Origin of the sequence: Sulfurovum sp. NBC37-1 (assembly GCF_000010345.1) — a bacterium.
Lineage (GTDB): Bacteria > Campylobacterota > Campylobacteria > Campylobacterales > Sulfurovaceae > Sulfurovum.
In genome coordinates, this window is the sequence record NC_009663.1 from 1,577,816 (window position 1) to 1,603,936 (window position 26,121).

Below are 26,121 nucleotides of genomic sequence, written 5' to 3' on the forward strand. Positions count from 1 at the left end.
CAAAACTCAACATTATTTTTATATTTCTACTCTTTTTGATTGTAACGACTGGAACTTACTGACCATCCCATTCTCTTTTCTAAACTGCCTGAACTTTTCTATGTCGGCATAGCCCTGCTCGAAGGTATCTTTGGAGACCCTTGCATCTTTTGTGAGATAGATCCGGCCTTTGTATTTGAGTACAATCTCGTCGAGATGATCGAGCAGTTCAAAGAGTCCCTTTTCTATTTTAAAGTCCAAAGCAAGACTGTAACCCTCCATAGGGAAAGAGAGCCAGTTTTCGTTGGCTTTTCCGTAGAGTTTGAGTACAGCAAGAAAGGAGCCTTTCCCCGAGTTTGAGATGGCTGTCAGTATCTCTTCAAGACCTTCATAGCTCGTCTCTTTTGGTAAAATGAACTGATACTGGGTAAAGCCGTTGTTACCGTAGATACGGTTCCAGTGTCCTATGGCATCGAGAGGGTAGAAAAAAGTATCTATGTCCACTGTCTGTATGGAGATTTTTTCTTTGACTTTACCATAGTAGAGCCAGTTGAAGGCTCTGACACTTAGATTATTAAGTGCGAAACTTGGAAAGTTGAAAGGGATGCTCTTTTGGGGTTTGAGTCTGTAGTCCAGTTTGCCGTCATCTCTGAAATCTCCGACCATCAGCAGACATTTACCTACTTCATCCCCTTTGGCAAGACAGTCTATCCAGGCGACAGAGTACGGCATGTGGCTGTACTCCTCGAAGGCTTCGAAGGTCTCTTTGAGGTTTCTGGTCTTGATAGTGGTTTGGTTGATATATTGGGAATTGATACGCTTGAGGGTAAGCTTTGTTTCGAGGATGATACCCGTAAGCCCCTGACCTCCACAGGTCGCTTTCCACAGATCAGGTGTTTGTTCTTTGGTGCAGGTGACGACCTCTCCGTCTGCAAGCATAATGGTGAACTCTTTGACACACTTGGAGAAACACCCCTCTACATGATGGTTCTTCCCGTGTACGTCACTGGCGATAGCGCCACCTACAGTGATGAGCTTGGTGCCAGGGGTAACTTTGAGAAACCAGCCTCTTGGGACAAAGTGTTCGAGGATCTCCGAGAGCAATACACCGGCCTGTACATGCAGCAGGCCTGTTTTTTCATCGAAGTTTATGAAGTAGTCCTTCTGTCTGACATCGATGATATTCTCGCTCAAAGCACTGTCACCGTAACTTCTACCATTGCCATAAGGGATAATGCAATTCTGCTCAATGATGATTTTTCTGAGGGTTTGCTCTTTATCGAACTTGAAGTGTCGGCACTCTATCTGTGGGTACATGCCCCAGGCGGTACAGGGTTTCATATGTTTACCTCTTCTTTGTGTATGAATACATACTTCTTGTCAAGGAAGTACTTAATAATGTAGCCGATAGTCAGTCCGATAATGGCACCGACGTATTTGGCATTGGGGTTGGGAACGAGGTAATAGAACGCCATCTCCGTTCCCCAGAAGATAATGGTCGTAAACACTCCCATGAAAGAGTAGAGGATGAACTTCTTCGCATCGTCTTTTTTATCTTTGGGGGTGTGGTAGAAAATCCATTTCTTGTCAAGGATGTATTTGGAGACCAGTCCTGCCAGGGTTCCGACAAACATCGCCACATAGAGTGAACCGAAACCGCTGTAAGCCAAAAAGCTCAGCCACTGGAAGAAAAGGTTGACCAGTGTGGAGATGGCGGCGAAGATACTGTATTTAATAGCCAGCATCAGTAGAGTATCCAGGCAAAGGTACCGATCCACCCCAACAGGATCAACTGCATAAACCGGTCCTTGATGACGATTTTTGTAGGGGAACCACTGTCTTTGAGAACCAGAGCGATCTTCAGGTAGCGCATCACTCCCAGTATAACAAAAAAGGCTGTCAGGTAAAGATAGTCACTGTGAAATCTTGCGACCACTTCAGGGGAAGTCGTATAGATCGTATAGGCGACGATGACCACTGACGCCATGATCGCCATAGCCGTATCGAGGAACTGAAGGTTGTATCCGTCTATCACTTTACGCATCTTCTTGCCTGTATCCAGATAGATGAGCACATCATCCCTTCTTTTTGCCAGTGCCATGAAAAGTGCCAGCAAGAAGGTCATGATCACGATCCATTTGGAAAGCGCAATACCAGTAACTGTCGACCCTACAAAAATACGCAGCACAAAACCGATGGCAATGATGTTCACGTCGACAATGGAAATGTGCTTAAGGGAAAAACTGTAGGCAATGTTCATAACGACATACGCTGCAAGAATGGCAGCGGCCTTAAGCGAGAGCAGTGCCATCATTAAAAAGCCCGATACAAAGAGTACGGACATGATCATCACCGCCTGGGACCTGCTGATCGCTCCGGATGCAAGTGGGCGCTCTTTCTTCCTGGGGTGTTGCCTGTCCTCTTCGATATCATGATAGTCATTGAGTACATACACAGCACTGGCGGTCAGGGAAAAAGCGATGAAGGCGATGATAGTATTGAAGAGTAACGCCGGCTCGGTGATCTTCATGGCGAAAAAAAGCGGGAGAAAGATGAAGAGGTTTTTGACGTACTGGTGGGGGCGTATGAGTTTTATTATATCGATCAATTTCATTTAAACAGCCCCTTAAAATCCTCTTACATAAAAAATAAATTATACCAAAAATACTATGCCATCACACTAAATAGCTATTATTTTACTCACGCTTGACTAATTGTCACAACAGAGCTTATACAGATTGTAGGGTATCTTCAACAGTTCGGTCAACGCATAGTGCCTTGCCGTTTCATTTCTGTAGTAATGTTCCCTGTCCCACCACTTGACACCGCTTCCTACATAATGCCACTGTAGTGCACTGTCTCCATAAACAGACAGTACCTGACTTAAAAAAGCAACACGTCCTAAATGAGGAGGATCACTCACGATCAAAGCACTGCGATACCCCCGTGAAAGCATATAACGTTTAATAAACAATACTTCCTCCCGTGTCGATAAAAGCCCGGGAACATGGCTATAGGGTATAGTAGTATATTTTTTCTCAAGCAGCCTTACACGAAAATCTTTATATCCGGCTCTCTTTCGCACGGGTGTTACATCATCTCCTGTCAAGACAAGCAAATGCTTCATGCTGTATCCTGCACGGTAAAGAGCAATGGCTTTATCGATCCTGTGATAATCTCCCCCACCCAGACAAATGATAATGTCTGACTCAACAGGCTTATCCGTAACGTCAAGCCATTTCCCAAGATTTGCAAATACTATACAAAAAAATACAAGCAGTACCAAGAGCAAAACCATACCTCTCTTTTTCATCATACTTTTTCAATTCATGAACAAGATATTCTGATAAGGCAGCCACATATATGCCCATTTGGCAAATCCAAGCCAGACAAAATGGACCAGCGCATAATAAATTACGATCAAAAAAGTGGTCAGTTTTGGAGATACTTTTCCTTTCAAAAACAAAGGAAGACTTGCAAAAACAGCGATTTGCATGGGTACAAAATAAAGTGACATCCTGTCGACTACTGTTGTTGCAAACGGTACCAAAAACAGCGCAGCAACTGAGCCAAATGCCATCAGAAGCCACAGTACGTATCCTTTTGGCCAGAATTGTTTCCATCTCTTGCGAAACCACAAAAAGAAAAATGCCGGTATAGCATTCATAATCACACGAATATAAGCACCCGAAGAATACATACCACTCTCTATATAAGATTTTACATATTGCTCTTCATAACCTGACATAAATGCAACATAGATCCCTACTCCCATAATTACAGCTGCCAAGGCTTTGAAATATTTTCCTTTTCCTCCCTGAAAAAGCCCAAAACCAAGCATCAGTACGGCAGTCTTATGAAATGCGGCTGCCAGTGCAATCAATATAATATATTTTATAAACTTACGATCTATCAGTGCCGTGATCGCCCAAAGTGTCAAACCCAGTGCGATCCCCTGCCGCACATACCCCATAGCAACACCCAGTACCACATAGGCAAGCGTAATGACCAATCCAAGCCAGGGGTTAGGCAGACGACGAAGGAAAACAACAAGGCCTGTCATAAAAAGAACAGCGGCTACCAAATTGATTATATGAATATCCCATCCATTCTGATAGACCCAGACCTGAAGCAGCCAATAAGCCGGGTCACCGTGCTTAAGTGCATCCATGTAATTCATAGACGGCACATCCCGATTGAACATAGCAAGGTAATTGAACCAATCAGATCCCACCTCATGTCTCAAGCCAATGTAGAGTGTGTAAACGATCCATGTCGGTATCCAGACTAATAAACTCTTCCAGGGTTTTGATGTGGGCTGAAAAACCGCCATTAACGCAGGAAAAGTAAAAAGTATAATGTAGGGAAACATTTATTTTACTCTAATTTTCATATAATTAAAAATATATTCCCAAATCGTCGGATGATACCAGAGTTTTGAAGGCAGATCCACCTTGTGCGGGTTAAGTGTTCTCTGTTCCACATCGTTCAACACCTGCTTCATCAGAGGAGTGGCTTTGGCAAGCTGAAGCATCGGGTAAGTATTGAAACTGTCTTTGTCAGTTACTTCTATGGTCTCCTGGTAAAGTACATCTCCCGTATCGACCCCCGTATCGACCAGATGTACTGTTACGCCGCAGTGTGCCGCATCATCGTTTGCCAGTGCCCAATAGCCGCCGTGTACACCTCTGTACTTCGGGGTAATACCGGCATGAGTATTAAGGTACGGCACGTCCACTGCATCAAGGATCTTTTTGGAAATGATACGCGTACCATTGACCATCACTGCATTGGGACTGTACTTTTGAAGCAGATCTATCACTTTGACATCGTTAATGCTTTCAACACGAACAGCTTTCTTTTCGTCTATCGGCGCATCATTCAAACCATACATCTTTTTTATTTCTTCCATACGGTCAACGGAAATCTTTGTCAGCAGTTTATTGAAAAGTATGAAAAGCACCTGCCCGAATACTTTCAGGTACCCAAGCCGTTTCACACGGTTTTTCAAAAGCTTTTTTCTCGATACCGGTGCTTCGACGATGACTTTTACTACATCAAAGTCCTCTTTCAGGGCATGGTACATAATGTTAGAACTCTCGTCTTTCCCCGCAAGCATCATCACTTTCAGTCTTTTAGACATACCCTTCTCCCAACTCCTGCATATTGAGTGAAACCATACCGTATTTTTCATTCAGTGCTCTGTAGTGCTGCAGCAGTTCTTCAAGGTTTGCCATATTTTTCGAGAGGTTCACGCCGAAATTGTGCGGATGCCACCAAAGGTGGAAATTCTCTCCCTTTTTTGCTGCGGTTTCCATGGCACGTTTCACCTTATGCAGCTTCAGCTTTTCCAGCATAGCAAATTTTCTGCTGTAAGGACGCAGGAACATACTACTTTTAACCTCTACCAATCCGTCTTTATCTACTGTAGGCAGTGCAGCATGGTCTCCCGAAAGATTCATGTAAATATCAAAGAAGCGGTACACTCTCTGTAAAAAAGTTTTATCCGTCTCCCCTTCTCTGTATGCCCAGTGTTCAGGGTTTCCTCTGTAAATTTTTATACCGTTTTTTTTCAACGCAGAAAAAAGACTCTCCTTGTCTACCTGGTTGCGGGGAAAGACCAGCGAGCAAAGCTCTACTCCGTCTTTTGCTGCAACCTCAACAGATTTTTTCAGGTCAGCTTCGAATGCTTCGGGTGAGATGACCGGTTCACGTGTGTAGTAGTGACTGTAGGTATGGGTAGCCACTTCCTGATGGGGCATCTGCCTGATCTTATCTATCAATTTTTTGGCAAAATGCATCTTTTTAAAATGTTCAGATGTCTCTATATCAGACAGTATCGTATCGACGTAAACGTAAGGGCACAAAGCTTTATTTTCATACGCAGGAAGCGCCTTCGGGAAGCTATTTTTTAAAGCTTCCAGATCTTCATGAAACAAAAAACCAACGGTCGCCCATGTAGCATGTATGTCATATGCTTGAAACAGCTCAAGCATCCGCGGTACAGCTTCCCAGACACCAAGCAGATTTTCCTGGTACGCATCGAGTGTTACGACATCACGCATCCCCCAGTAGAGTTCAAAGTCCAGTGATATGGTAAAGCTTCCCGGTTTTTTCGTCATATGATCTCTTTTCTCAAAAAATACCCTTTATATGCCGGTAAGTTCTTTTTGTAAAAGCATCTTAATATAGGACTGATACGGTATATCCATGGCATTTGCTCTGCTTTTCAGCCGCTCCAGCATATCTTCCGGCAATCTAAGTGAAATTGATCGCGTACTTTTTTTCAGATTTGGAAAACGCACAGATCTTACATTTTCCCAGTCTATGAATTCTGAAGAATCATGCTTTTCCCAAAATAGCCTTTCTTCCTCTTCATTTTGAAATTCAGGAATCTTTTTTGAAGTTTTCATATATTTTCCTCTCTTTTTTATTCATCTTTCTTGCACTGATAACTCTTATTTTTTGTTCCCTTTTTGTAAACACTACAAAAAGATGGACCTTATCATCTGTAAAGCCCAGTGCAAAGCACCTGCACTCATCTTGAGAATGCCTTATATCTTCAAATACCAGCAAAGGTTCATTGAAAAAAATCTCTTCTATTAGCTGCCACTTTAAACCATGTTTGTTTTCATTTTTGTAAATATTGCCTTCATCCCATTCAAATCCGATGACATCATCTATCGTTAAACAATCAAAATACATTTTTCAGAACCTTTATGTATATCTGTATTATATACAAAATAAGTATATAAGTAAAGGTACCAAACACTCATCACTCGCCCCGAAAGAAGTGCCCTTGGGGTGCATCACTCAACATTCAACACTAACTCAATCATCTCTTTCCATTCCCCCACAATGCTTTCTCTGCGGAAATCTTCTGCCCTTTTAAGGCCTTTTTTGGAAAAAATTTCCCGTTTCTTTTCATCGTGAAGCAATTCGTATATGGTATCTGCCCAGACTTTCTCCACGTTACTTAACGGCTCATCCTCACCGACAAAACGGTTCTCAAATGTCGGCATCAGCACCCCGGAACCCTCTTCATTCGGTTTAGCAACGATCGCCTCTTCGGGAAGATCGGGGCAAATGATCTCCCTGGGTCCGGAAGGGCAGCTTGTCGAGATCACCGGTGTCCCGGATACCATCGCTTCAACGATGGTATTGCCAAAGCCCTCCCAGAGCGAAGTCATCACAAACAGGTCAGACTGGCGTATGAAAGCATAGGGGTTTTCCTGAAATCCCAGAAAGTACACATCATAGGTATCTCCGGGTACCTGTTCTTCTATTCCGTCAAAGGCGGATAGGTTCAGTGCCCTACATAGCTCAAGGAGCTCCTCTTTCATCTCCCCGATTCCAAGTATCAGCAATCTGGCAGTCTCTTCTTTCTGTTTCAACTCGGCAAAGATCCGCAACAGGTACCATTGTGCTTTAGGGTGTGTCAGTCTTCCTACTGTTATCAGCACTTTGGCCGAAGGCATAAAGATTCCTTCATACCCTTCAGGGATTTTTTGTGCGGCAGAGCGTATGGTTTCCATATCGAAAGGATTGTAGATCGTTTTAAATTTCGACGGGGCTATCTCCAGCCCGCACTGAAGGCTTTTGCCTATCCCCTCAGATACCGTTACGATTTTTTTGACACTACCGCGTTTGAAAAAGAGACGCAGCAGAAAGTTCGTAGCTCTGCCCTGAAGGTCTTTGAGCGCATTCAGACGGTTCTCATGCACTACCGGTACGCAGGCAGACATAGCGCTCAAAATGGCAGGGAAGCTCGTCAACTCCCCGTGTGCTATCATCAGATCGAACTGCTCTTTTTTCTGCAATTTTCGCAAACTAACGATCGATTTCAGAAAATTGTAAAAACGCACCGCGATCCGCCGGTCCTCCCAGGAGATCTCAAGGTCCAGACATCTGCCTGCATAGGGGTAATCAGTACGAAACGTATCCATCACGATGACCGTGACATCATACCACTTCTCCAGCCCCTGTGCCGTTTCGACAACAACCCTTTCCAATCCGCCTTTAGCCAGTGAAGGGGTGATCAATGCGATTTTTTTACATTTGCGGTTCATAGTTATCCAAATGTATTTTTAACTTTTCCATGAGATAGCTTTTTCCAAAATCCAATTTTAAATTATGTTGCTGAATAAAGCCTTTCATGCTCTTTAGATCCAATACATAACCATCTGTTTTTTCCACTAATTTATATTTTGCTTTCTTACCCAGGAGCTTTTCAAAAACTTTTACAATTTCTTCTACACTATATCTATAATCATTAGCCAGGTCAACGGTATCTCCAGAGTGACCCAATTGTATATAATATTTTACAAAAGAGCGAAGATCATCAATTTCAAGTACATAACGATATGCATTTTTGTATATTTCAAAAGATTTGTTTTCAATGATAGAAAAGTAAATGAAATTTATCAACGTTTTGTGTTTTTTTAATTTACCAAACAGCTGCGGAAGCCTGAAAATATAATAATTTTCAGTATTGTTTTTAATAATCTCTTCCATTTGTATCTTGTGTCTATAATAGACATTTTTTGGATATTCTGGCACTGTGATCACACACGAACTGAAATATATGAAAGTTTTATCTTTATGGTTTGACAACATCTTTACCAGTAACTCTTTTTCTTTATCAAACGCCCGTTCATCCTTGCAGGTCGAGTCTGACACACCACTGGCGAAGTACACCACGTCGTCCCTGTCGCACTCCTTTAAAGCTGATGCTATTTGACCATTTCCCACTATCATCTAACGTCTGCCCTATCAATATCATTTACCGTATTTAAAATTTCTCCCAACACATTCTCTTCTGTAAAAACTTTTGCTTTCTTCCTGCATTTTTCTCCGTAAGATTCGTACTCTGCTATAAGTTTGGAGACTTTATTATAAAATGAATCCCTCTTCAAATCATCAGGCTCAAAGACAAAACCCGTACTTGCACCATATCCCTCAACAAACTCACCACAAAATCCGGATGATTTCGTAACAATAGCAGGAAGTCCCCTGGCATGAGACTCCAGCAGGGTAGTCGCAAACCCCTCATGCAAACTACTGATCACAAAACATTTACCACGGTCATAAACATTTGGCAATTCTTCACGGCTGACCCACCCTTCAATTGTGATCGAATCCTTCAGGCCATACTTTTCAATCATATCCAGGATGTTTTCACGCTCAGGGCCATCTCCCACTATCAATGCACTGTATTTTTTTCCCAATTTATGTGAATTGTGTAATATTTCCAGAAAAAGAGGAATGTTCTTCTGTTTTGCAAATCTCGCAAGCAGAAGAAAATCATACTTGTCTTTGGTATTGACTTTTTCAGGAATATCCCAAAACCAATCCGGCACATAATTTCCTACAAATACGACTCTATCTTTACCAAAAATTTTTTGATTATTCTTATCGACACTAAACATATTATCACAAAAGTATGCACTCCATTTAAGCAGCCTATACTCTACTTCTGAATGGCCAAGTGGATTTTCACTCCGTCTTTGCAGATAGTTAAGCAGTAAAGAGATAACACGATACCCGTATAGTTTGAAGATTGGAGCCAACCACAAAGAAGCAAGGTCATTAAGAATTATAGTATTAAAACCTTCTCCTTTATAATGTTTTGCCAAACCAAAAGCCGACGTGAAACGCCGCCACTTTGGATGTGCAATAGGCATAGGCAATGTAGGCACATTAAAACTATCAGGATTAGAACTTAAAATATATGTCTCAACTCCCTTTTCATTCATATATCGACACAACTGCTCGATGTAGATTTGCCCTCCACCCCAAACATTGGTATGTGTGGGAGAATATATCAATACTTTAGTCATCAATAAACCCCTTTTTCATAAAATCCTATCCTTTAAGTTTCATATACCTGTACGTCACCCTATTTTTCTGCATTGTATTATTAAGAAATATATTGAAAAGTGTTCAAATCTTTCTCCATTATTGAACAATTTTACTGAATAATATATTACACAGAATATCCAAGTTCATGCAGATATTCATGCAGTACTGCATTGAGCATATCTTGCTGTTGAAGGGTCAAATCTTTTTTATACTTGTCATTTGTATTTCGCATAGTATAGTTTTTAAGCTTTCCTTCAAACTTCTCATCCCATGGTATGTCACAGAATTCGGCAACTTTTTTAAAAGTTGGTATGGGGTCAGGACACATATCTTCATATCTTATTTCCAATACACGTGACGGATCTATCTGCTTGAGTGCTTCAGCGGCTGCATCCATCAGCATTTTCCATTGCAGTGCCGCCAAAACGACAAATGACTGATTATAGCTGTTCCACTCCTTTTCATACTGCTTGGGTAAAGATCCGTAGATCCATTTGGCCGGACCTTCCCAACCATCCCAAAAATCTACATTCAGCATAGAATTGGCTACAGCCCGTCCATCTCTGACTACATGAATGAACTTTGCATCAGGGAAGACTTCATTCAAAAACCCTATTCTTGGCCATCCGGTGATCTTGTGAGCGATACGGTCACGTTTTTGCGTCGTAAGTTTCGACATAGGCGCATTCAATCTTTTTTTTATACGTACACTGGCATCTGAAGCGACAAGGTCGCGACAAGGCAGACTAAAACCGGGAAAGTAGTGATCCCAAAATCTATAAGTTTCCACAGGAACGATCTTTTTTTTCAACACTTTTCCAAGCCATGGTATATCGATAGCATGCATCAAAGCTCTGTTCACCACAGGTTTAGCTGGGAAGAAGTTACAAAAATGTGACGTCCATGCCAGATTTGGGTGTTCGCACAACATTTCGTGAAATACAGTCGTACCACTTCGTCCTGTACCAAAAATAAAAATTGGCTTCTGTGTTATCATACGATTTACCCCATATATTATTCAATCTGATTATATCTTTTTTACTTAATCTCTATACTGAAAAGTTATTTCAATATTTCTTGCTTTTTCAACATCTTTCCAATATATGTTTCAAGTTCTTTTTGGTTATGTACAGTATAGGTATTGTTATCAGTCAATACATATCGCTTGAACCATATATCGACATAATACTGATTAAGGTGATTTTCATCCATAAAAGAAATTGGTTCCCCGTGTTTGTTTTTAAGATCACTCAACCCCGGAATAAAATAATAAAGTCCAATACTTTGAATGCCTCCATCAAGTAATTTAGAGAAAAACGGTTTTAGTGTAGCAAGATCCAATGTCTTGAAATGGGTTTCACTCATTACGGGAGTAAAGAACGTAATTTTAATATGATGTTCTTCTGCAAATTGATTTACTCGCAATATACCTTTTATTAGATTATTATTATATTTTAGGCCATGAGTAAAATACTCATGGGGGAGCATTTTTACATGTTCTTTTGGGTTAACATGTTCTACACTTCCATCTATATTTAAAAAAGCTTGATAAGAAGTTGAATTATTATTTATATCTATCCAAAGTCTTTTTAGTTTTTCCATATTTAATGGATGAAAATCATAACTTGGATTTTTATAGTCTATTATTTTTTTGTCTGCACTCGTAGTACGTGCGCTTAGATCTATTAAGTAAAATATCTCTTCTATATGGGAAATTTGTTTGGTATCCAACTGATCTAAAAAATTATTTATATCTACAGGAACACCGTAAATATTGTGCATATTGAGCAAGTCTTTCCCCAGCATTTTTGAAGAGATGCGGTGTATCTGGGAGGTGCCGAAGACAAGTACATACTTTTTCTTTTTAAGTGCTTCATACTGCTTCCGTGAGTATGCTTTAGTATAAAAGAACTTCTTTTCCGTAATACTTCCATTGTAAATCTGTTCCGGATTGACCATAACATACAGAAGATACAGCAACGCATAGGAGACGATAAAAAGGAGAAGAAAAGTCAAAGTAAATTTTTTTGCGTTCATAAAGACCTCTAAAAGTTAAAATACAGAAAATCAGACTGTTTGGTAAGCGACAGAATGGCAATGTAAAAAATAATGAGCATAAAAAGCAGTTCCCGTTTTCTGAAATGAAAACGTTCCAGCAGTTCTGTGGAGTTTTTACAGGCAAAAACAAGTACAAACCCTGCAAGGAGCCATAAAACCGTCAGTTTCCCTCCGTCACCAGGGTAGGCGACATGCATCATCCATCGTCCGAATGACACATGATGCTCGGCAAGAAAAGAGAGTTTCGTACGCAAAAATCCGGGCAGTGTCATTCCGTTGGCTCCTGCCATCCCTAAAAGCACTTTCAGCGCATCATTCCACTCCTTCGCCCGGAAGAATACCCAGGCAATGTTGACAAAGTTAAAGGTGATGAACCATGCAAGCAGCGTATGGAGTTTGAAGCCAAGAGCATCCCAGGCCTTCTGTATGACCAGTGCGATCCCGTGCAGGAACCCCCAGAACAGAAATGTCCATCCTGCCCCATGCCAGATCCCGCCTATGAGAAAGGTGACCATCAGGTTGTAGTAAGTCCTGTACTTTCCTCTGCGGTTACCGCCAAGAGGTATATAAATGTAGTCTCTGAGAAAACGGCTCAGGGTAATATGCCACCTTCTCCAGAAATCCTGTATGCTGACCGCTTTGTAGGGAGAGTTGAAGTTGATGGGTATCTTGATGTTAAAGAGCAGTGCTGCTCCTATGGCCATATCGGTATATCCGCTGAAGTCAAAGTAGAGCTGAAAGGTATAGGAAAGCGAGGTTGCCCAGGCCTCAAAGAAGTTCAGGCTTGTCGCTACATCGAAGCCGCTGTTGGCCCATTGGGCAAAGGTGTCAGCAATGACCACTTTTTTGAACAGGCCTATGGAAAAGATGAAAAGCCCTTTGGCGATATTGCTATAGTGCCTAACCTTGTTTCGTTTGGCTGCAAACTGCGGCATCATCTCTGCGTGGTGTACGATGGGGCCTGCGATAAGCTGGGGAAAGAAAGTCACGAAGTTGGCATAGTTGAGAAAATCATACTCTTTTGTCTCTCCTCTGGAACTGTCTACCAGGTAGGCGATCTGCTGGAAGGTAAAGAAGGAAATCCCCAGAGGCAGTGCAAGGTGCAGCAGCGACAAATGGCTTCCCGCAACATAGTTCACATTCTCTATAAAGAAATCGGCATATTTGAAATACCCCAGCAGGGCAACATTGGCTGCTATACCGAAGATAAGCAGGTTTCTTTTACCCACTTTGCTGTGTTCATTTTTTTTGGAAAGTGATACTCCCACGACATAGTTAAAGAGCATCGATACCAGGATAATGGGAAGGTAGGCGATATTCCACCAGCTGTAAAAAAACAGCGATGCAAAGACCAAAAAGGCTTTTGCTGCTTCTGTCAACCTTTTTTGGTTCAGGTAGAAATAAACGAAAAAGGTGAACGGCAAAAAGGCAAAGATGAACTCGTAGCTGTTGAAGAGCATTAGCGCAGGTCCCTCACTTTTTTCACTTTACGATACAACACGAACAAAGCTTCCGGTGCATATCTCAGCAGAAAATACGGTACAACAGACCATTTTCCTATGTTGATACCGCTTCCCCCCAGTTCCGTAGACAATTCTTCATTGCGGAAAGGCAGCCCACGGTTCTGATAAGCTTTTTTCATATACTCCCGGAACAAAAATCTTCGTATCTGTTTTTTCTCACTCTCTGACCAGCTTTCATCCTGCATTCCGTCAAAATAGAGCGGAACCAAAGCAGCGGTTTTTGCTTTCTGCTTCATGGCACTCTGTACATCGTCTTGATAATAGACCAGCCCCGTATAGTCGGAGAGTATGACCATACCGTATCTGCTTGCACGCAGTGTAAAGTTGACATCTTCAGCAAGCCTCATACTTTCATTGAATAGAAGATGCTTTTCTTGCAAAAAAGAAGTCCTAACCAGTGTGCTACCTATGTGAATGGGGAAATTTCCTTTTCCCAGTGCGGCGATGAAGTCAAATGAGTCATAGTTTACTGAGGTGTGAACGTGTTCACCTACTTCTTTTTCAGCACCTTCAAAACAGTACACCAACCTGTTGGCAAGTATAGCTGCGTCAGGATAACGGGCAACCCCTTCTACCAGAACTTCGATATGTTTCTGGAACCAGACATCATCGGCATCAAGAAAAGCAATAAACCCGCCTTTGGCCTCTTCTATGCCCCTGTTCCTTGCGGATGAGACACCGCCGTTTACTTTCTCTAAGACCTGTATGCGTTCATCTTTGATGCTCTGCACTACCTCAACACTTCTGTCCGTCGAACCATCATTGACAACCAAAATCTCCAGATTTTCATATGTCTGTTCCTGCACTGAATCTATCGCGCGCTTCACCCATTTTTCTTTGTTGTAAAGGGGAATGATCACTGTAACGAGAGGTGTTTTGTGCAAAATTGGTCCTTTATCTCTTTTTAGTGTGTGTTGTCATCCTTAGAATTGGATTGCGCAGGATAGGAGTAAAAGATTTTACTAAAACTTTAATCAAGTTCAGTTAAAATTAGCTTAATAAAGAATTTAAGTAATGAACTACCCTGCTGCAAGCAACAGGGAAATTTTTCAGATTATATAAGTTCTTATAGATGATCTTAAACTTGATTAGTCTTGGGTATGAGAAATACTGACTATTTCAGGTATAATTTACGATACTTTAAAGGTACTTGGCAAAATGACATTATCCCCAAAAAACAGATGGAAATTTATTAACATAAAATCTATTCACGTTGGATTGGCTACCATTTTGTTCACACTGTTAAATTTGATGCTTCGCTGGCCCGGAAAATTAACTCCAGACAGTGCGAATCAGCTTCGGCAAGCCATTTCTGGTCATTATAGTGATGGAAATCCTCCAATCATGGCAATAATTTGGAGAGAGTTGCTGCCGATCACTGACCCTACTGTAGTTATGTTAGTGTTACAGACCACTTTGTTCTGGCTGGGGATAGGCCTCTTTGCCGCTGTTCTTGCCCAAAAAGATCACCATCGGGCTGCACTGGTCATGCTTATCAGCGGTTTCACCCCAATAGCGCTAATGTATACAGGGGTCATTTTGAAAGACTCACTTATGACATCTTTTTTTATCGCCGCTTTTGGTTTGGCTGCATGGAAAGATGTGCGGTTAAGGTCTGTAGGACTACTGCTCGGAGCGACAGGAATGCTCACTCGCCTTAATGCCGTTTTTGCTTTCCCCTCATTACTTTTCCTTGCACTAAGACTGAAACTGTCACTCTTTAAGTCTCTAATCTATGCACTCATCATTTCGATTGCACTTATTCCATTATCTCAATGGATAAACCATGATATCTTTGGTGCAGAACGAGCTGGTCTGGAGAGATCCCTCCAGATATATGATCTTGCAGGTATCGCCTATTTTTCAGGTGACACTTCCGTACTGCCGGTCGACATCACTAATCTATCTGAGTGCTACACACCTTATTATTGGGACACATTGGGTGCTGCACGCTGTGACTATACCTTTGGCAAGTTGGACAACAGCATCACACGTGAGTGGATCACAGGTATTATCACACATCCACTGGCCTACATGCAGCACCGACTTTCCCACTTCAATTATGAGACATTTTTTCTCGTACCACCCGTACAACAATGTGTTGAAGCGCCTGAAGCGCATGATTGTCCGCGAAGCTTATTGTCCGACTTTGTAAGCAAAAACGGTCTGCTTTGGCCCGTAGCATGGTTGACTTTGGGGATTGTCATGTTATTGTCGGGACTTGGCGACATTCCTCGTGCTTTGACTATTTCTGCTCTCATGTATGGCTTCGCTTATTTAATTATAGGTGTTGCCTCACAGTTCCGGTATTATTACTGGACAGAAATTGCTATACAAACGGCATTGATCTTTCAGATAGCTACTGCAGGATTCCCAAAGTGGCGGATAGCTGCTTTGTCAGTACTCGCAATTTGGATTATGGGATATCTTTGGCGGATCTCATACTTATTTTAAATAGGAAAGATTATATAAAAAATGAATAACATACTTATTATTGTTCCAGCATATAATGAAGAAAAAAATATAGAAAACGTGATAAAATCACTCATAAAAAATAAGCTTTCTGTAGATATAATTGTCATTAATGATGGATCAATTGATAATACCAGCGAAAAAGCAAAAAAAACAGGAGATGCAACAGTTATTGATTTGCCTGGGAATGTTGGAATTGGCGGTGCTGTACAAACAGGTTTTAAATTTGCGTATAGAAATAATTATGATATAGCTATACAATTTGATGGAGATGGTCAACACAACTCAAGTCAAATAAACAAAATAATACAGCCTATTATCGAGAATACAGCAGATTGTGTCATAGGCTCAAGATTTATAGGAGACAAGAGGGGTTTTCAATCAACCAAATCAAGAAGAATTGGAATAAAAATATTAGAATTTATAAACTCTATCTTAATAAAACAAAGAATTACAGATAATACATCAGGATTTAGAGCTTACAATCGCAATATCATTGAACTATTTGCCAAAGATTATCCATCGGACTTCCCTGAGCCAGAAGCTGTAATAATACTTGGAAAACAAGGATACAGAATCTTGGAAGTCCCTGTTATGATGAATGAACGCACAGCTGGTAATTCATCAATAAGTGGCTTTAAATCTGCTTATTATATGATAAAAGTAATTTTATCAATATTTATGACTTATCTTGGAATACAAGGAGATAAAAAATGTTGAAAATTCAAATAGCTTCTTTTTTGTTTAGTACCTTTATACTTTATTTTATATTTAAAATGGTTAGAAAGAAAAAAATCTCGGAAGAATATTCCATATTGTGGTTTTTTATAGGAATAATTTTTCTTTTTCTGTCTATATTTCCCAAAACAATAGATATTATGGGAATGATCTTCGGAATTTCTTATGCACCTTCACTGCTAATACTTATTATCCTTGCTTTTATATTATCTATGTTAATCCATTTTTCGGTAGTATTAAGTAGATTGTCTCGGCAAAATAAAGAATTGATTCAAGAAGTGGGACTTCTTAAATATGAGATCGAAAATATTAAAAATTTATAATATTCAATTTTTAAAATATGGAATTGTCGGAGTCATATCTGTTGTTATAGATTATTTTCTGTTATATCTGTCATATAGTCATTTTGGTTTAAGTTCTTCAGTATCTATCAGTATTGGTTTTTGGGGGAGCACTATACTGAACTTTTTAATGCATCGCTTTTACACATTTTCGGAAACTACAAATAGTAATCATTTTATTGTGATTATTAAATATATTTTATTGATTATTGGTTCTTATTTTATAACATTAATAATGATTGAAAAGCTACTTGAATATGGCTTAAATATTTATTTTGCAAAACTTATCTCTTTATTGATAGTATATGTATATGGTTATATTATTGGGAAAAAAATTGTATTCATATGAAACATAATTCATTTATATAAAAATATTTTTTATTATGTATTTCCCTACCCCACCACTGTCACAATCAGCTCACCCTACAGTCTACCCAACCAATAACGCAGTTTAATAACATTGTCAGACCCAATGACCTTTGCCAGAAGGCCCAGTTTTCCCGGTGTCTCGAGTGTGTGAAAGGTGAACCCCAAACGTTTTATGTGGGTTTCCGCTTCGTTGCGAAGCTGAGGGAAACGGGGGTAGTAGTCACGTATGAATGCCAGGTAGGTGTAGGCCAGTGCTTTCTTCAGACGGGGGTCGCCCACTGTTGAGATATTCTCTTCGTAAAGCTTGAGCGATGCCAGTGTCGAAGCGGCGGAAGCCTCCGTAACCTGCGCGCTGACGGAGCTCTCTCCCGTACGGCGATAGTACACCATCGTATCGTCACTCATCATCACTCTCTCTGCCTGCACTACTACCCTACTAAAAAACTCTCCATCCTGATTTTTACGTAGTGACTCATTCCATGGACCTGCTTTCGCTATGAGTGCTCTATGAGTCAGCCACCCCATCACCACGCCGAAACCGCCACCCGACCAGGCATCGATGAGCCATTCGATCCCCGAATCGTAAGAGTGGTCGATGGGCTGGTAGAAATACGCCGCATCTTCAATGCTTTTGGTAAAATAACTGAACTTCGAACTAAACATCACTTTGCTGTCATAGTTACATTTTTTAGCCATCTCCATCTGCGAAGCGATCTTATTTTCCGACATCAGGTCGTCCGCATCGAGGTACTGTATGTACTCCCCTTTGGACTTCTCAAACACCAGATTCCTCGCCCGCGGTGCCCCGCTGTTCGGCTGCTCATGCACATGGACGTTGTCATATTTCTCTTCATATGCTCTGGCGATCTTCAGCCCGCCATCAGCCGATCCGTCATCAACGACGATGATCTCGATGTTTTCGTAAGTCTGCGCCAGGCAGTTGTCTAGTGTCTGGGCTATGTACCCTTCGGCATTGTAGAGAGGAATGAGAATGGAAACGAGAGGTGGAGGTCTCAATGGTTATCCTTTTTATCTGTTTGGTCAGCAACTCTTTCTATAGTCTTTGTCGAGAGAAACATGCTCTGGGCATAGGGACGTATATCCAATGCTCCTGCCTCAATATTGAAGGGTACAAATCCAAACTGTTCATAAAACCCTATGCTTTGCATTTTTGCATCGACTACCAAACCAAAACAGCCAAACTGTTTTTTTTGCAAAAGTGTCAGTTTGAGTATGAACTTCAGTAAGGATTTCCCTATACCGTTTTTTTGATAGTGTGTATCAACTGCCAATCTTGTCAGTCTCAGAACAGGCAAAGGATATTTCGGTAGTTTTCGAGTGTCAATATTTACCGGATCATCGATCCTTATACTGCCGGGGCTCACACTCGCATAACCGACTATTTTTCCTTCATGTAATGCCACATAGGTAGTACCGATATAATGTTTGAACTGATTTTGTCCGGCATACTGCCGGAAATACAGATCCAAAGAGGCTTCACCGCACTCAAAAGAAGATCTGTCATCCTCTTTGGAAAGCAGGCGTATCTCAATCATCGTTCAGTAGGTCTTTAAGCTTGCTGTTGGGCTCATTGTTCTCCGATTGAAGCAGAGTCTTCATTGTCTCTTCATTTACAGAGATATGACTGGGGACGATGACACTTGAGGGTATTGCCTGCAAGGCATTCAGGTAGTAGTCCAGGGCATTCTGTATGATGTAACCTTTTTTAAGTCCATGGGCAGAAGAGTATTTTTCCATCTTTTGCTTAATATCATCTTCGATATACGCAGATATCTGTACCGACATGCTTATCCTTTTCTATTTTCTACAATTTTATAGAAAAAAATATATTTTGTCAATGTTCATCCACTCTTTTGACTATATCATATCCCGAATTTGGTATAATACATCCAAAAAAAGAAGGTTGCTCCACGATGCTACCGCCGGAACTAACACCCCAGCAGATCACCCTGCCCCAAAGCGATGAACATACCATCGTCATTGTAACGGGAAAAGAGCTCCGCCACAGGCGTTTTGCCCTACGCATCATTGAAACATTCGGCAATGACGTGGTAGCCTGGTATGAACTTGACGCTTCCGTGAAAGCACGTTTTGTCGACAAAAACCAGACCCGTACAGCTGCACAGGTACAGCCGGGGGCTTCCAAAGCACAGAAAATCAAAGCCGTACTCTTTGAGGAACTCCCCAAGCGCTTTAGGAAATACGGTGCTGTTTATACACTCAAACGTATCGCTTCACTTGCCAACGATGCCTGGTACCGCTTCGGCCCTCTGCGCCAGGTGGGCAAAAAAATGGCTTTGGCGGAGGAGAGACTGTTTGCCAAAGAAGTTGAAGCGCTCCAAAAGCAAACGGCGATGCAGGCACGCAAACTCCATCCCGATGATGTGCACAGCGAAGGGTTCAGAGAAGAGGTCCAAAAGCTCGACCCCTACTTTTTCCTGACCCTCAGCGGCCCGCTCTACCATCAACCGCTGCTGGAGAGCATCCGCGGTGCCGCCATCAACCAGCATGCCGGCCACTCTCCGCTCTACAAAGGAAGCAACACTATCCACTGGGCACTCTACCACCGCCGGCTTGACTATGTCAGCTCTACCGTACACATCACCAATACGGGAGCAGACGCGGGACAGATCCTGAGACGTTCCAACCCCTGTATGTTTCCTGAAGATGATGTGGAAACGGTATTTCTGCGCACCGTTGCACTCGGAACGGAACTGATGATAGAGTCCGTTCAGGGGATCATAGCAGACAAGCATGTCACCGTGTTTGAACAGCCCAAAGGAGAAGGCCTGACCTACCTGAACAAGTCCTACACTTTTCAGGTGGCCAAAGCTATCGTACGCGACTTCAGCGCCGGATGGCTGCGTGAGGAACTGAACAGAGAAAGGAGTTTCTAATGCTCAAAAACGGCTGGTACATTCTCAACTATCATGATATTTCCTGGGAAGAGAACCCTTTTCTCAGAGGCATAGGCGGCAGCTTCCCTCCCGATGTTTTCAGAGGACATCTTGAAGTTCTGAGTCAACATGGAAAACTGGTTTCCGTACAGGAAGGATTCGAGCGCTGGCAGCAGGGTAGCATCGATGAACCACTTATCAGCTTCTGGTTCGACGACGGTTTTGCCGGGGTGCGTCGCTATGCCATGCCCATCATGGATTCTTTCGGTGTAAAAGGAGCCATCTCTATCAACTCCCGCTTTACTCTCAGAAAAGAAATGTTCTGGCGTGCCAAACTCTCCTACCTCAGCCAGACAGACGGGTTGAGATTTCTAAGAAGCAGGCTCAAACCCTTCGGGTACACACTCAATCGGCCGATCAAAGCCTTCACAATGGATCATTTCTCGCCCAAAATCATCGAAGCCATCGACACAGTATACGAGGAGTTCGCCCCCGAACATGTCAGGGACGATGCCTTCCGCATCTTCGATACGATGGAGGGCATAGGCATACTGCACCAAAACGGCTGGGAGATCACCAACCACTCCTCCGCCCACTACCCCCTCAGCGAAGCGGCGTACATCGAGCATTTTGCCGAAGAGTTTACGGAGTGTGATGAGGCGCTGCAAACACATCTCGGCATCGAAACCCGCTTCTGGGTACTCCCCTTTGACCGAAAGAGCCTGCCCTTGGATGATCTGCTGAAGGTTTTCTACAATGCAGACACCAACGAACGGCATCTGGTGCTCGTAGGCAACAGGGTCAATACAACCTACGATCCGCATCAAAAAATTATCTACCGCATCGACCCGCCCTATCTGAACGGCAAGGAACTTGTGAGATATCTGAAGTTCATACCTTCCAATGTCAATGAAAGGTACTGATATTTTTTAACGCTTCGTCACTGGTGTATTGTTTTATACCGCAATCATAAAATCTATGGTCGTTCGTTATTAGAGCCATACATCCGTTTTCTTTTGCACATAAACATTGAGCAGTATCTTCAAAATCAAGATTTTTTGCAAGAGACAATTTTATAGCCTCTTTTATCACATCTTGCCCGAAAGGTGATATGAGCCATCTTTTTTGAATGAGTTGAAAAAATTCCAATACCGCCTGCTTATTTTTGACGATATAAAAAATAGTACTGAGCATATCTTCACTGATAACAATTTTAATATTTTCATAGCTTAGATGTTTCAACAGTGCCTTTGCACTCTGGCTGTTAGGCCTGTTTGTGTCGAGTATGTCAATCACAATATTGATATCAAGATAAATACTTTTACGCATTGCCAAACTTGGCTGCATGTGCAGCTCTCATCTCTTTTGCTGTCATATTTTCGGTATCACCATCTGCAATACCAGAAAATTGCATGATCTCATCTATCTCTTTTTGCTTTTCATTTAAGATTTTTTGCTCTAAAAGCTTTCTAATTTCATCGGCATACCGTGGAGAGATAAGCAACCCTTTATACTCATGTGTTTTTTTATCTTCAATATCAACATAATCATAATCCTGGAGTATATTTGAGTTCCTTACCAAATCTCTCATGCCTACTGTTGTTGTCACAATATATCCTTGTTGACTTTTTATCATTATACTACATTAATTACTTGATGTCAATAGGATAAAAACCATCTTTATCTTCCACTGTTCTTTTTCATGCTATTGGCATATCAGCCGTAGGGTGTATGCACTCCACTACCCAGTCAAACATCCAAACGGATGCTATTTTACATCACTGTTACTCCATTCGGGCTTCTGTAATAGTATTTTTTTATACACTATAAAATCACATTCACTGTTGGCATCACGGTAGTGAATATCTCTTTGTTATTTCTCTTGAGTTCCTAAAAGACGGCATTTCTTTTTCATAAAGAAGATTACATTATTTATTTTCTTTTATGCAAGTAAACCAATAAATACATATAGAAATGCATATCATCTACTTTTCTTCTCTTTCACCATCTTTATGACGGTGGGGTTCCCTACCCTGAAGACCTAAATCTCTTTCTCTACTCTTTCAATGTGTTCTGACACATTGGAAAGTCTATGAACATTACCCCACTTTTTTTCTTCCTATCATTTCCAGACCTGTCTCAATAAAATCACGATTAAATAAAACATTTAAAGCAAGTACAGCCATACCCATTGTGACAGCAACCAAACTGACATGTACATACATATTTTCAATATTGAATAAAAGACTGATTCCATAAGAAAATGATCCTGCAAGCGCGGAGACCAGCAAAGGTTTTAAAATTTGCCAAAAGTACTCTTTAAACCCAGCACCGCATAAAGGTTTTACCATGTAGTACCATCCAGGAAAAGAGAAAAATATGCCTGCGGCTACCAGACTGTATGCTACTCCGGAAACACCCCAAAAACTTCCTGTGTAAATGACCAGTGGCATGGCAAGAAACATGGCAAAAGTCCAATAGAACCCAAGGTCTGCCCGCCCTCTTGCCAGCTGCAGAGAGCCTATGGGGTTTCCTGTGGAACGAAGTGCTCCATACACAGACAGTATCTCCAAAAGAATGATGGCATCTCTCCATTTTTCACCAAAAAGAAGCAGAATGACAGGTTCAGCTAAAATAGCGATCAGCAGATACACCGGAAAATTAATCGAGGAAAGATAGTTGATTGTTTTAAGATAGATCGATTTAAGTCTCGGAATATCATCCTGTACTTTTGCCATAACTGGAAAGGTCACTTTGGTAATAACGGGATTAATGATCTGGGCAGGTCTCATGGAGAGGTTCTTTGCAATCGTATAGACACCCAGTACCTCAACGCCCAGTAGTTTTCCTATGAGTATGACATCAAACTGTGAATTGACATAGTTCAGGCTGCGTTCACCCATTTGGAACATTCCAAAGGAGATCATGGGGGTAATGCTTTTATGTCTGTATATCAGAGACGGTCTATGCTCTTTGATACCTATAAGCGTATTTAGCACAGTTGTAGCGACACTTCTGCCCAATGTGGCATAGACAAGAGCATACACCCCGAAATTTTCCATTGCCAGGATAACGGCTACCAAAAAGGCAAACACATTGGTGGCTATGCTGATCTTGGCCATAACATCGAACCGAAGCAGCTTTTGCAATAATATACCATACTGGTTTCCTATGCCTGTCACAACAAATGTCACTGCAAGGATCTTCATGAGCGGTACCAGTTCTTTTTCATGGTAAAAGGAAGCAATGTATGGTGACAGAATATAGATGCAAGAAAATAAAAAAATGCCCGATGCCACATTAAGCCAATACAAACTGGAAAGTTGTTCATGGCTTATGTCCTGTTTATGAATGATCGACGCACTGATACCCATATCCATGAACAGCGCACTGAAACCGATGATGACAGAAACGATGGCCATCAGACCAAAATCGGAAGCATCAAGATAGTGTGCGAGTATGATTAACTGAAGTAACTGAACCACTGCGACAATAACGGAGGAGAGACTTGTCCACTTGACACCGCTTAATGTTTCTTTTCTCAGTGACATAAACTACTTCTATACAATACTATTGTATTTTTTATTCATAATAGGCATTATATGCAGGAGGCACATTATCACTTATGTATCTGGCAGGCACTCCTCCAACTACACTATTATCATGAATATTTTTTACCACTACTGCATTTGCTCCTATAATAATATTATTACCAATTTCACATGCTCCAATAATTTTTGCTCCTGCTCCAATAGAAACATTCATACCTATAGATGCTATGTCTTCCAATCCTTTATTGGCATTATTTCCTATCGTCACTTGCTGTAATATCGTACAGTTTTTACCAATTTTTGCTTTATGATGAATAATAATTCCATTTGGATGAGGGAGAAATAGCCCTTCCTTAATATCAGTTTTTGGATCTATTTCACATCCGAGCTTCAACTGTGTTCTTGCATACAAATAACATACAATCTTTCTTATTCCTTTCATAAGTATATTTGATTTTTTTTTGTTATATAAATGGTTACATGCCCTTAATAAAAACAAAAGCCTATATCTTAAATCTCTAAGTTTGAAATATAGTTTTCTCTTTCTTCCAAAGTTTCTAATTTCATCGGCATACCAATAATATTTGAGTTGTCTATATGTTTTAATCATAAATCAACCCTATAGTATGTGTAAATTTCTTTAATTACAAGTTCAATTATATCTTTAGTAATACCATAAAACATTGGTAAACGTATCAATCGTTCACTTTCTGATGTTGTAAACTCATCCTTGTCATTTAATCTTCCAAACTTTAATCCTGCAGGAGAAGAATGCAATGGAACATAATGGAACACTGCTAGAATATCAACTTGTTTTAAATATTCAAGTAATTTAGTTCTTGTCTCAATATCTTTAACTTTTATGTAGAACATATGAGCGTTATGGCTACATTCTTTGGGAATAGTTGGAAGTTCTATCAAGCCTTTTTCTTTCAAGGCTTTCAGCCCATCATGATACTTCTGCCAAGCAAATAGTCTATTTTCACTGATCTCATCAGCTTTTTCAAGATTTCCCCACAAATACGCAGCACTCACATCATTCATAAGATAACTACTTCCAACATCTACCCAGGAGTATTTGTCAACCATACCTCTAAAAAAAGCACTTCTGTTTGTTCCTTTTTCTCTAATGATCTCAGCACGCTCTGTAAAACGTTCATCATTTATAATGAGTAAACCACCTTCGCCTGCAGAGGTATAGTTCTTTGTCTCATGAAAACTGAATGTGCCTAAATGCCCTATAGTCCCAAGTGCCTTACCCTTGTAGCTGCTCATCATCCCTTGAGCAGCATCTTCAACGACGAAAAGATCATACTTGTCAGCCAATACCATAATGGCATCCATTTCACAACCTACACCGGCATAATGTACTGGAACTATAGCTTTGGTTTTTTCTGTAATAGCTTGTTCTATTTTCATTTCATCTATATTCATAGTATCAGGGCGAATATCTACAAATACAATTTTGGCCCCTCGAAGGACAAAAGCATTAGCCGTACTTACAAAAGTATATGAAGGCATTATGACTTCATCACCTTCTTGTATATCAAGAAGCATTGCTGCCATTTCAAGCGCATGAGTGCAACTTGTCGTCAAAAGAGCTTTCTTGCATGCAAGCTTCTCTTCAAACCATTGTGTACATCTCTTTGTAAACGCTCCATCACCAGAAATTTTACTACTTCTCATTGATTCTAAAACATACTTTTCTTCATTACCTGTAAAAGGTGGTTTGTTGAATGGAATCACGTTATTTACCTTCATTTTCAAATATTCTTTTTCAAGTTCTACTAAATCTCTTTTTCTATTTTTTAGTTTTTTCGCTGGATTTCCAATGTAAATACTCCAAGGCTCAGTATCAGCTAATACTAATGCCATTGCACCAACTGATGTTCCTTCAGCTAAAATTACTCCAGGCATTATCACTGAACCAGCACCAACAATGGAAAATTTACGTAAAACAACTTCTTTTTTATATTCATTTTTGTATTTAGAAGGAATAGTTGAATTAGTCATTGTTCGACCACTATAGTCATCCGATTGTGTAAATACTTGTACTTGATATGCAATAGTCGTAAAGTCTTCGAAAATAATACCTTTTTCTCCACCAGCCACCAAGCACTGAGGAGTAATATGAACATTCCTTCCAATTTTTATTTTCCCAGATATCACACAAAAATCATCTATTCTTGAATTGTCACCTATCTCTATTTGATCGCAATTATAAATACTAGCCTTATCACTTATTTTTACATTTTTCCCTATGTATTTAAAACCTAATTTTTTTAATTGTTCTTCTGTATAGTATGCCATA

29 protein-coding genes are annotated in these 26,121 nt (G+C 40.8%); 5 read left to right on the forward strand and 24 right to left on the reverse strand.

The window, feature by feature from the left end:
• Window positions 1–18: 18 nt before the first annotated feature.
• The 16 genes from SUN_RS07870 to SUN_RS13100 all read right to left on the reverse strand — a co-directional run bounded on the left by SUN_RS07870 (window position 19) and on the right by SUN_RS13100 (window position 14,305).
• The gene (locus tag SUN_RS07870) at window positions 19–1,320 is read right to left on the reverse strand and encodes an FAD-binding oxidoreductase (protein WP_012083274.1); all 1,302 of its coding nucleotides are present in this window, start codon (window positions 1,318–1,320) and stop codon (window positions 19–21) included.
• Window positions 1,317–1,724 (reverse strand): GtrA family protein, encoded by a 408-nt coding sequence (locus SUN_RS07875; RefSeq protein ID WP_012083275.1) that lies wholly within the window; start codon window positions 1,722–1,724, stop codon window positions 1,317–1,319. Before SUN_RS07875 ends, SUN_RS07870 begins: the two co-directional genes overlap by 4 nt.
• Window positions 1,724–2,593: a decaprenyl-phosphate phosphoribosyltransferase gene (locus tag SUN_RS07880; RefSeq protein WP_012083276.1), complete on the reverse strand. Its 870-nt coding sequence runs from the start codon at window positions 2,591–2,593 to the stop codon at window positions 1,724–1,726. The genes SUN_RS07875 and SUN_RS07880 overlap by 1 nt, the downstream gene beginning before the upstream one ends.
• A 96-nt stretch (window positions 2,594–2,689) precedes the next feature.
• Window positions 2,690–3,295: a YdcF family protein gene (locus tag SUN_RS13095; RefSeq protein ID WP_012083277.1), complete on the reverse strand. Its 606-nt coding sequence runs from the start codon at window positions 3,293–3,295 to the stop codon at window positions 2,690–2,692.
• Between the two features lie 6 nt (window positions 3,296–3,301).
• Window positions 3,302–4,351 (reverse strand): EpsG family protein, encoded by a 1,050-nt coding sequence (locus SUN_RS07890; protein WP_012083278.1) that lies wholly within the window; start codon window positions 4,349–4,351, stop codon window positions 3,302–3,304.
• Window positions 4,352–5,122, reverse strand: coding sequence for a formyl transferase (locus SUN_RS07895; protein WP_012083279.1), 771 nt, complete (start codon window positions 5,120–5,122; stop codon window positions 4,352–4,354).
• Window positions 5,115–6,101, reverse strand: a complete 987-nt coding sequence (locus SUN_RS07900) for a polysaccharide deacetylase family protein (RefSeq protein ID WP_012083280.1) — start codon at window positions 6,099–6,101, stop codon at window positions 5,115–5,117. Before SUN_RS07900 ends, SUN_RS07895 begins: the two co-directional genes overlap by 8 nt.
• Window positions 6,102–6,128: 27 nt before the next feature.
• Entirely contained in the window at window positions 6,129–6,392 is a 264-nt protein-coding gene (locus SUN_RS07905) for a BrnA antitoxin family protein (protein ID WP_012083281.1), read from the reverse strand.
• Window positions 6,367–6,684, reverse strand: a complete 318-nt coding sequence (locus SUN_RS07910) for a BrnT family toxin (protein WP_012083282.1) — start codon at window positions 6,682–6,684, stop codon at window positions 6,367–6,369. The genes SUN_RS07905 and SUN_RS07910 overlap by 26 nt, the downstream gene beginning before the upstream one ends.
• A gap of 104 nt (window positions 6,685–6,788) precedes the next feature.
• The gene (locus SUN_RS07915; protein ID WP_012083283.1) at window positions 6,789–8,048 is read right to left on the reverse strand and encodes a glycosyltransferase; all 1,260 of its coding nucleotides are present in this window, start codon (window positions 8,046–8,048) and stop codon (window positions 6,789–6,791) included.
• Window positions 8,032–8,736: a sugar nucleotide-binding protein gene (locus SUN_RS07920; protein ID WP_012083284.1), complete on the reverse strand. Its 705-nt coding sequence runs from the start codon at window positions 8,734–8,736 to the stop codon at window positions 8,032–8,034. Before SUN_RS07920 ends, SUN_RS07915 begins: the two co-directional genes overlap by 17 nt.
• On the reverse strand, window positions 8,733–9,818 hold the full coding sequence (locus SUN_RS07925; protein WP_012083285.1) for a glycosyltransferase family 4 protein: 1,086 nt from the start codon (window positions 9,816–9,818) through the stop codon (window positions 8,733–8,735). The genes SUN_RS07920 and SUN_RS07925 overlap by 4 nt, the downstream gene beginning before the upstream one ends.
• A gap of 146 nt (window positions 9,819–9,964) precedes the next feature.
• Window positions 9,965–10,837 carry a sulfotransferase family protein gene (locus tag SUN_RS07930; protein ID WP_012083286.1) on the reverse strand — a complete coding sequence of 291 codons (873 nt, stop codon included), beginning with the start codon at window positions 10,835–10,837 and terminating at the stop codon, window positions 9,965–9,967.
• A gap of 65 nt (window positions 10,838–10,902) precedes the next feature.
• On the reverse strand, window positions 10,903–11,877 hold the full coding sequence (locus SUN_RS07935; RefSeq protein WP_012083287.1) for a hypothetical protein: 975 nt from the start codon (window positions 11,875–11,877) through the stop codon (window positions 10,903–10,905).
• An 8-nt stretch (window positions 11,878–11,885) separates the two neighbouring features.
• Entirely contained in the window at window positions 11,886–13,358 is a 1,473-nt protein-coding gene (locus tag SUN_RS07940; RefSeq protein ID WP_012083288.1) for an MBOAT family O-acyltransferase, read from the reverse strand.
• On the reverse strand, window positions 13,358–14,305 hold the full coding sequence (locus SUN_RS13100; protein WP_012083289.1) for a glycosyltransferase family 2 protein: 948 nt from the start codon (window positions 14,303–14,305) through the stop codon (window positions 13,358–13,360). The genes SUN_RS07940 and SUN_RS13100 overlap by 1 nt, the downstream gene beginning before the upstream one ends.
• A gap of 274 nt (window positions 14,306–14,579) precedes the next feature.
• On the opposite strand from SUN_RS13100, the gene SUN_RS07950 reads away from it, so the two are divergent.
• Genes SUN_RS07950 through SUN_RS07960 form a run of 3 tightly spaced genes read left to right on the forward strand, consistent with a single transcriptional unit; the run spans window position 14,580 to window position 16,954 of the window.
• Window positions 14,580–15,875, forward strand: a complete 1,296-nt coding sequence (locus SUN_RS07950) for a hypothetical protein (RefSeq protein ID WP_012083290.1) — start codon at window positions 14,580–14,582, stop codon at window positions 15,873–15,875.
• 21 nt (window positions 15,876–15,896) lie between these two features.
• On the forward strand, window positions 15,897–16,613 hold the full coding sequence (locus SUN_RS07955; RefSeq protein WP_012083291.1) for a glycosyltransferase family 2 protein: 717 nt from the start codon (window positions 15,897–15,899) through the stop codon (window positions 16,611–16,613).
• Window positions 16,607–16,954 carry a DUF2304 domain-containing protein gene (locus SUN_RS07960; protein ID WP_012083292.1) on the forward strand — a complete coding sequence of 116 codons (348 nt, stop codon included), beginning with the start codon at window positions 16,607–16,609 and terminating at the stop codon, window positions 16,952–16,954. The genes SUN_RS07955 and SUN_RS07960 overlap by 7 nt, the downstream gene beginning before the upstream one ends.
• A gap of 441 nt (window positions 16,955–17,395) precedes the next feature.
• Here the strand turns inward: SUN_RS07960 and SUN_RS07970 are convergent, their stop codons facing one another.
• From SUN_RS07970 to SUN_RS07980, 3 genes are read right to left on the reverse strand one after another with little or no spacing between them, the layout of a single operon-like run.
• Window positions 17,396–18,358, reverse strand: a complete 963-nt coding sequence (locus tag SUN_RS07970) for a glycosyltransferase family 2 protein (protein WP_012083294.1) — start codon at window positions 18,356–18,358, stop codon at window positions 17,396–17,398.
• Complete coding sequence (locus SUN_RS07975) at window positions 18,355–18,897, reverse strand: GNAT family N-acetyltransferase (protein WP_012083295.1); 543 nt, start codon at window positions 18,895–18,897, stop codon at window positions 18,355–18,357. Before SUN_RS07975 ends, SUN_RS07970 begins: the two co-directional genes overlap by 4 nt.
• Window positions 18,890–19,147, reverse strand: coding sequence for a hypothetical protein (locus tag SUN_RS07980; protein ID WP_012083296.1), 258 nt, complete (start codon window positions 19,145–19,147; stop codon window positions 18,890–18,892). Before SUN_RS07980 ends, SUN_RS07975 begins: the two co-directional genes overlap by 8 nt.
• A 128-nt stretch (window positions 19,148–19,275) precedes the next feature.
• Here SUN_RS07980 and SUN_RS07985 point away from each other — a divergent pair, with 128 nt between their 5' ends.
• Together SUN_RS07985 and SUN_RS07990 are read left to right on the forward strand one after the other, a co-directional pair.
• Window positions 19,276–20,259, forward strand: coding sequence for a formyltransferase family protein (locus tag SUN_RS07985; RefSeq protein ID WP_012083297.1), 984 nt, complete (start codon window positions 19,276–19,278; stop codon window positions 20,257–20,259).
• Window positions 20,259–21,182 (forward strand): polysaccharide deacetylase family protein, encoded by a 924-nt coding sequence (locus tag SUN_RS07990; protein ID WP_012083298.1) that lies wholly within the window; start codon window positions 20,259–20,261, stop codon window positions 21,180–21,182. The genes SUN_RS07985 and SUN_RS07990 overlap by 1 nt, the downstream gene beginning before the upstream one ends.
• Here SUN_RS07990 and SUN_RS07995 read toward each other — a convergent pair.
• The 5 genes from SUN_RS07995 to rffA all read right to left on the reverse strand — a co-directional run bounded on the left by SUN_RS07995 (window position 21,166) and on the right by rffA (window position 26,120).
• On the reverse strand, window positions 21,166–21,606 hold the full coding sequence (locus SUN_RS07995; RefSeq protein ID WP_198407644.1) for a type II toxin-antitoxin system VapC family toxin: 441 nt from the start codon (window positions 21,604–21,606) through the stop codon (window positions 21,166–21,168). The genes SUN_RS07990 and SUN_RS07995 overlap by 17 nt on opposite strands.
• Window positions 21,581–21,868, reverse strand: coding sequence for a hypothetical protein (locus tag SUN_RS08000; protein ID WP_012083300.1), 288 nt, complete (start codon window positions 21,866–21,868; stop codon window positions 21,581–21,583). Before SUN_RS08000 ends, SUN_RS07995 begins: the two co-directional genes overlap by 26 nt.
• Before the next feature lie 490 nt (window positions 21,869–22,358).
• Window positions 22,359–23,810 (reverse strand): MOP flippase family protein, encoded by a 1,452-nt coding sequence (locus SUN_RS08005; RefSeq protein WP_012083301.1) that lies wholly within the window; start codon window positions 23,808–23,810, stop codon window positions 22,359–22,361.
• 31 nt (window positions 23,811–23,841) lie between these two features.
• Complete coding sequence (locus SUN_RS08010) at window positions 23,842–24,420, reverse strand: serine acetyltransferase (RefSeq protein WP_012083302.1); 579 nt, start codon at window positions 24,418–24,420, stop codon at window positions 23,842–23,844.
• Window positions 24,417–26,120 (reverse strand): dTDP-4-amino-4,6-dideoxygalactose transaminase, encoded by a 1,704-nt coding sequence (rffA, locus tag SUN_RS08015; protein WP_012083303.1) that lies wholly within the window; start codon window positions 26,118–26,120, stop codon window positions 24,417–24,419. The genes SUN_RS08010 and rffA overlap by 4 nt, the downstream gene beginning before the upstream one ends.
• Window position 26,121 lies beyond the last annotated feature (1 nt).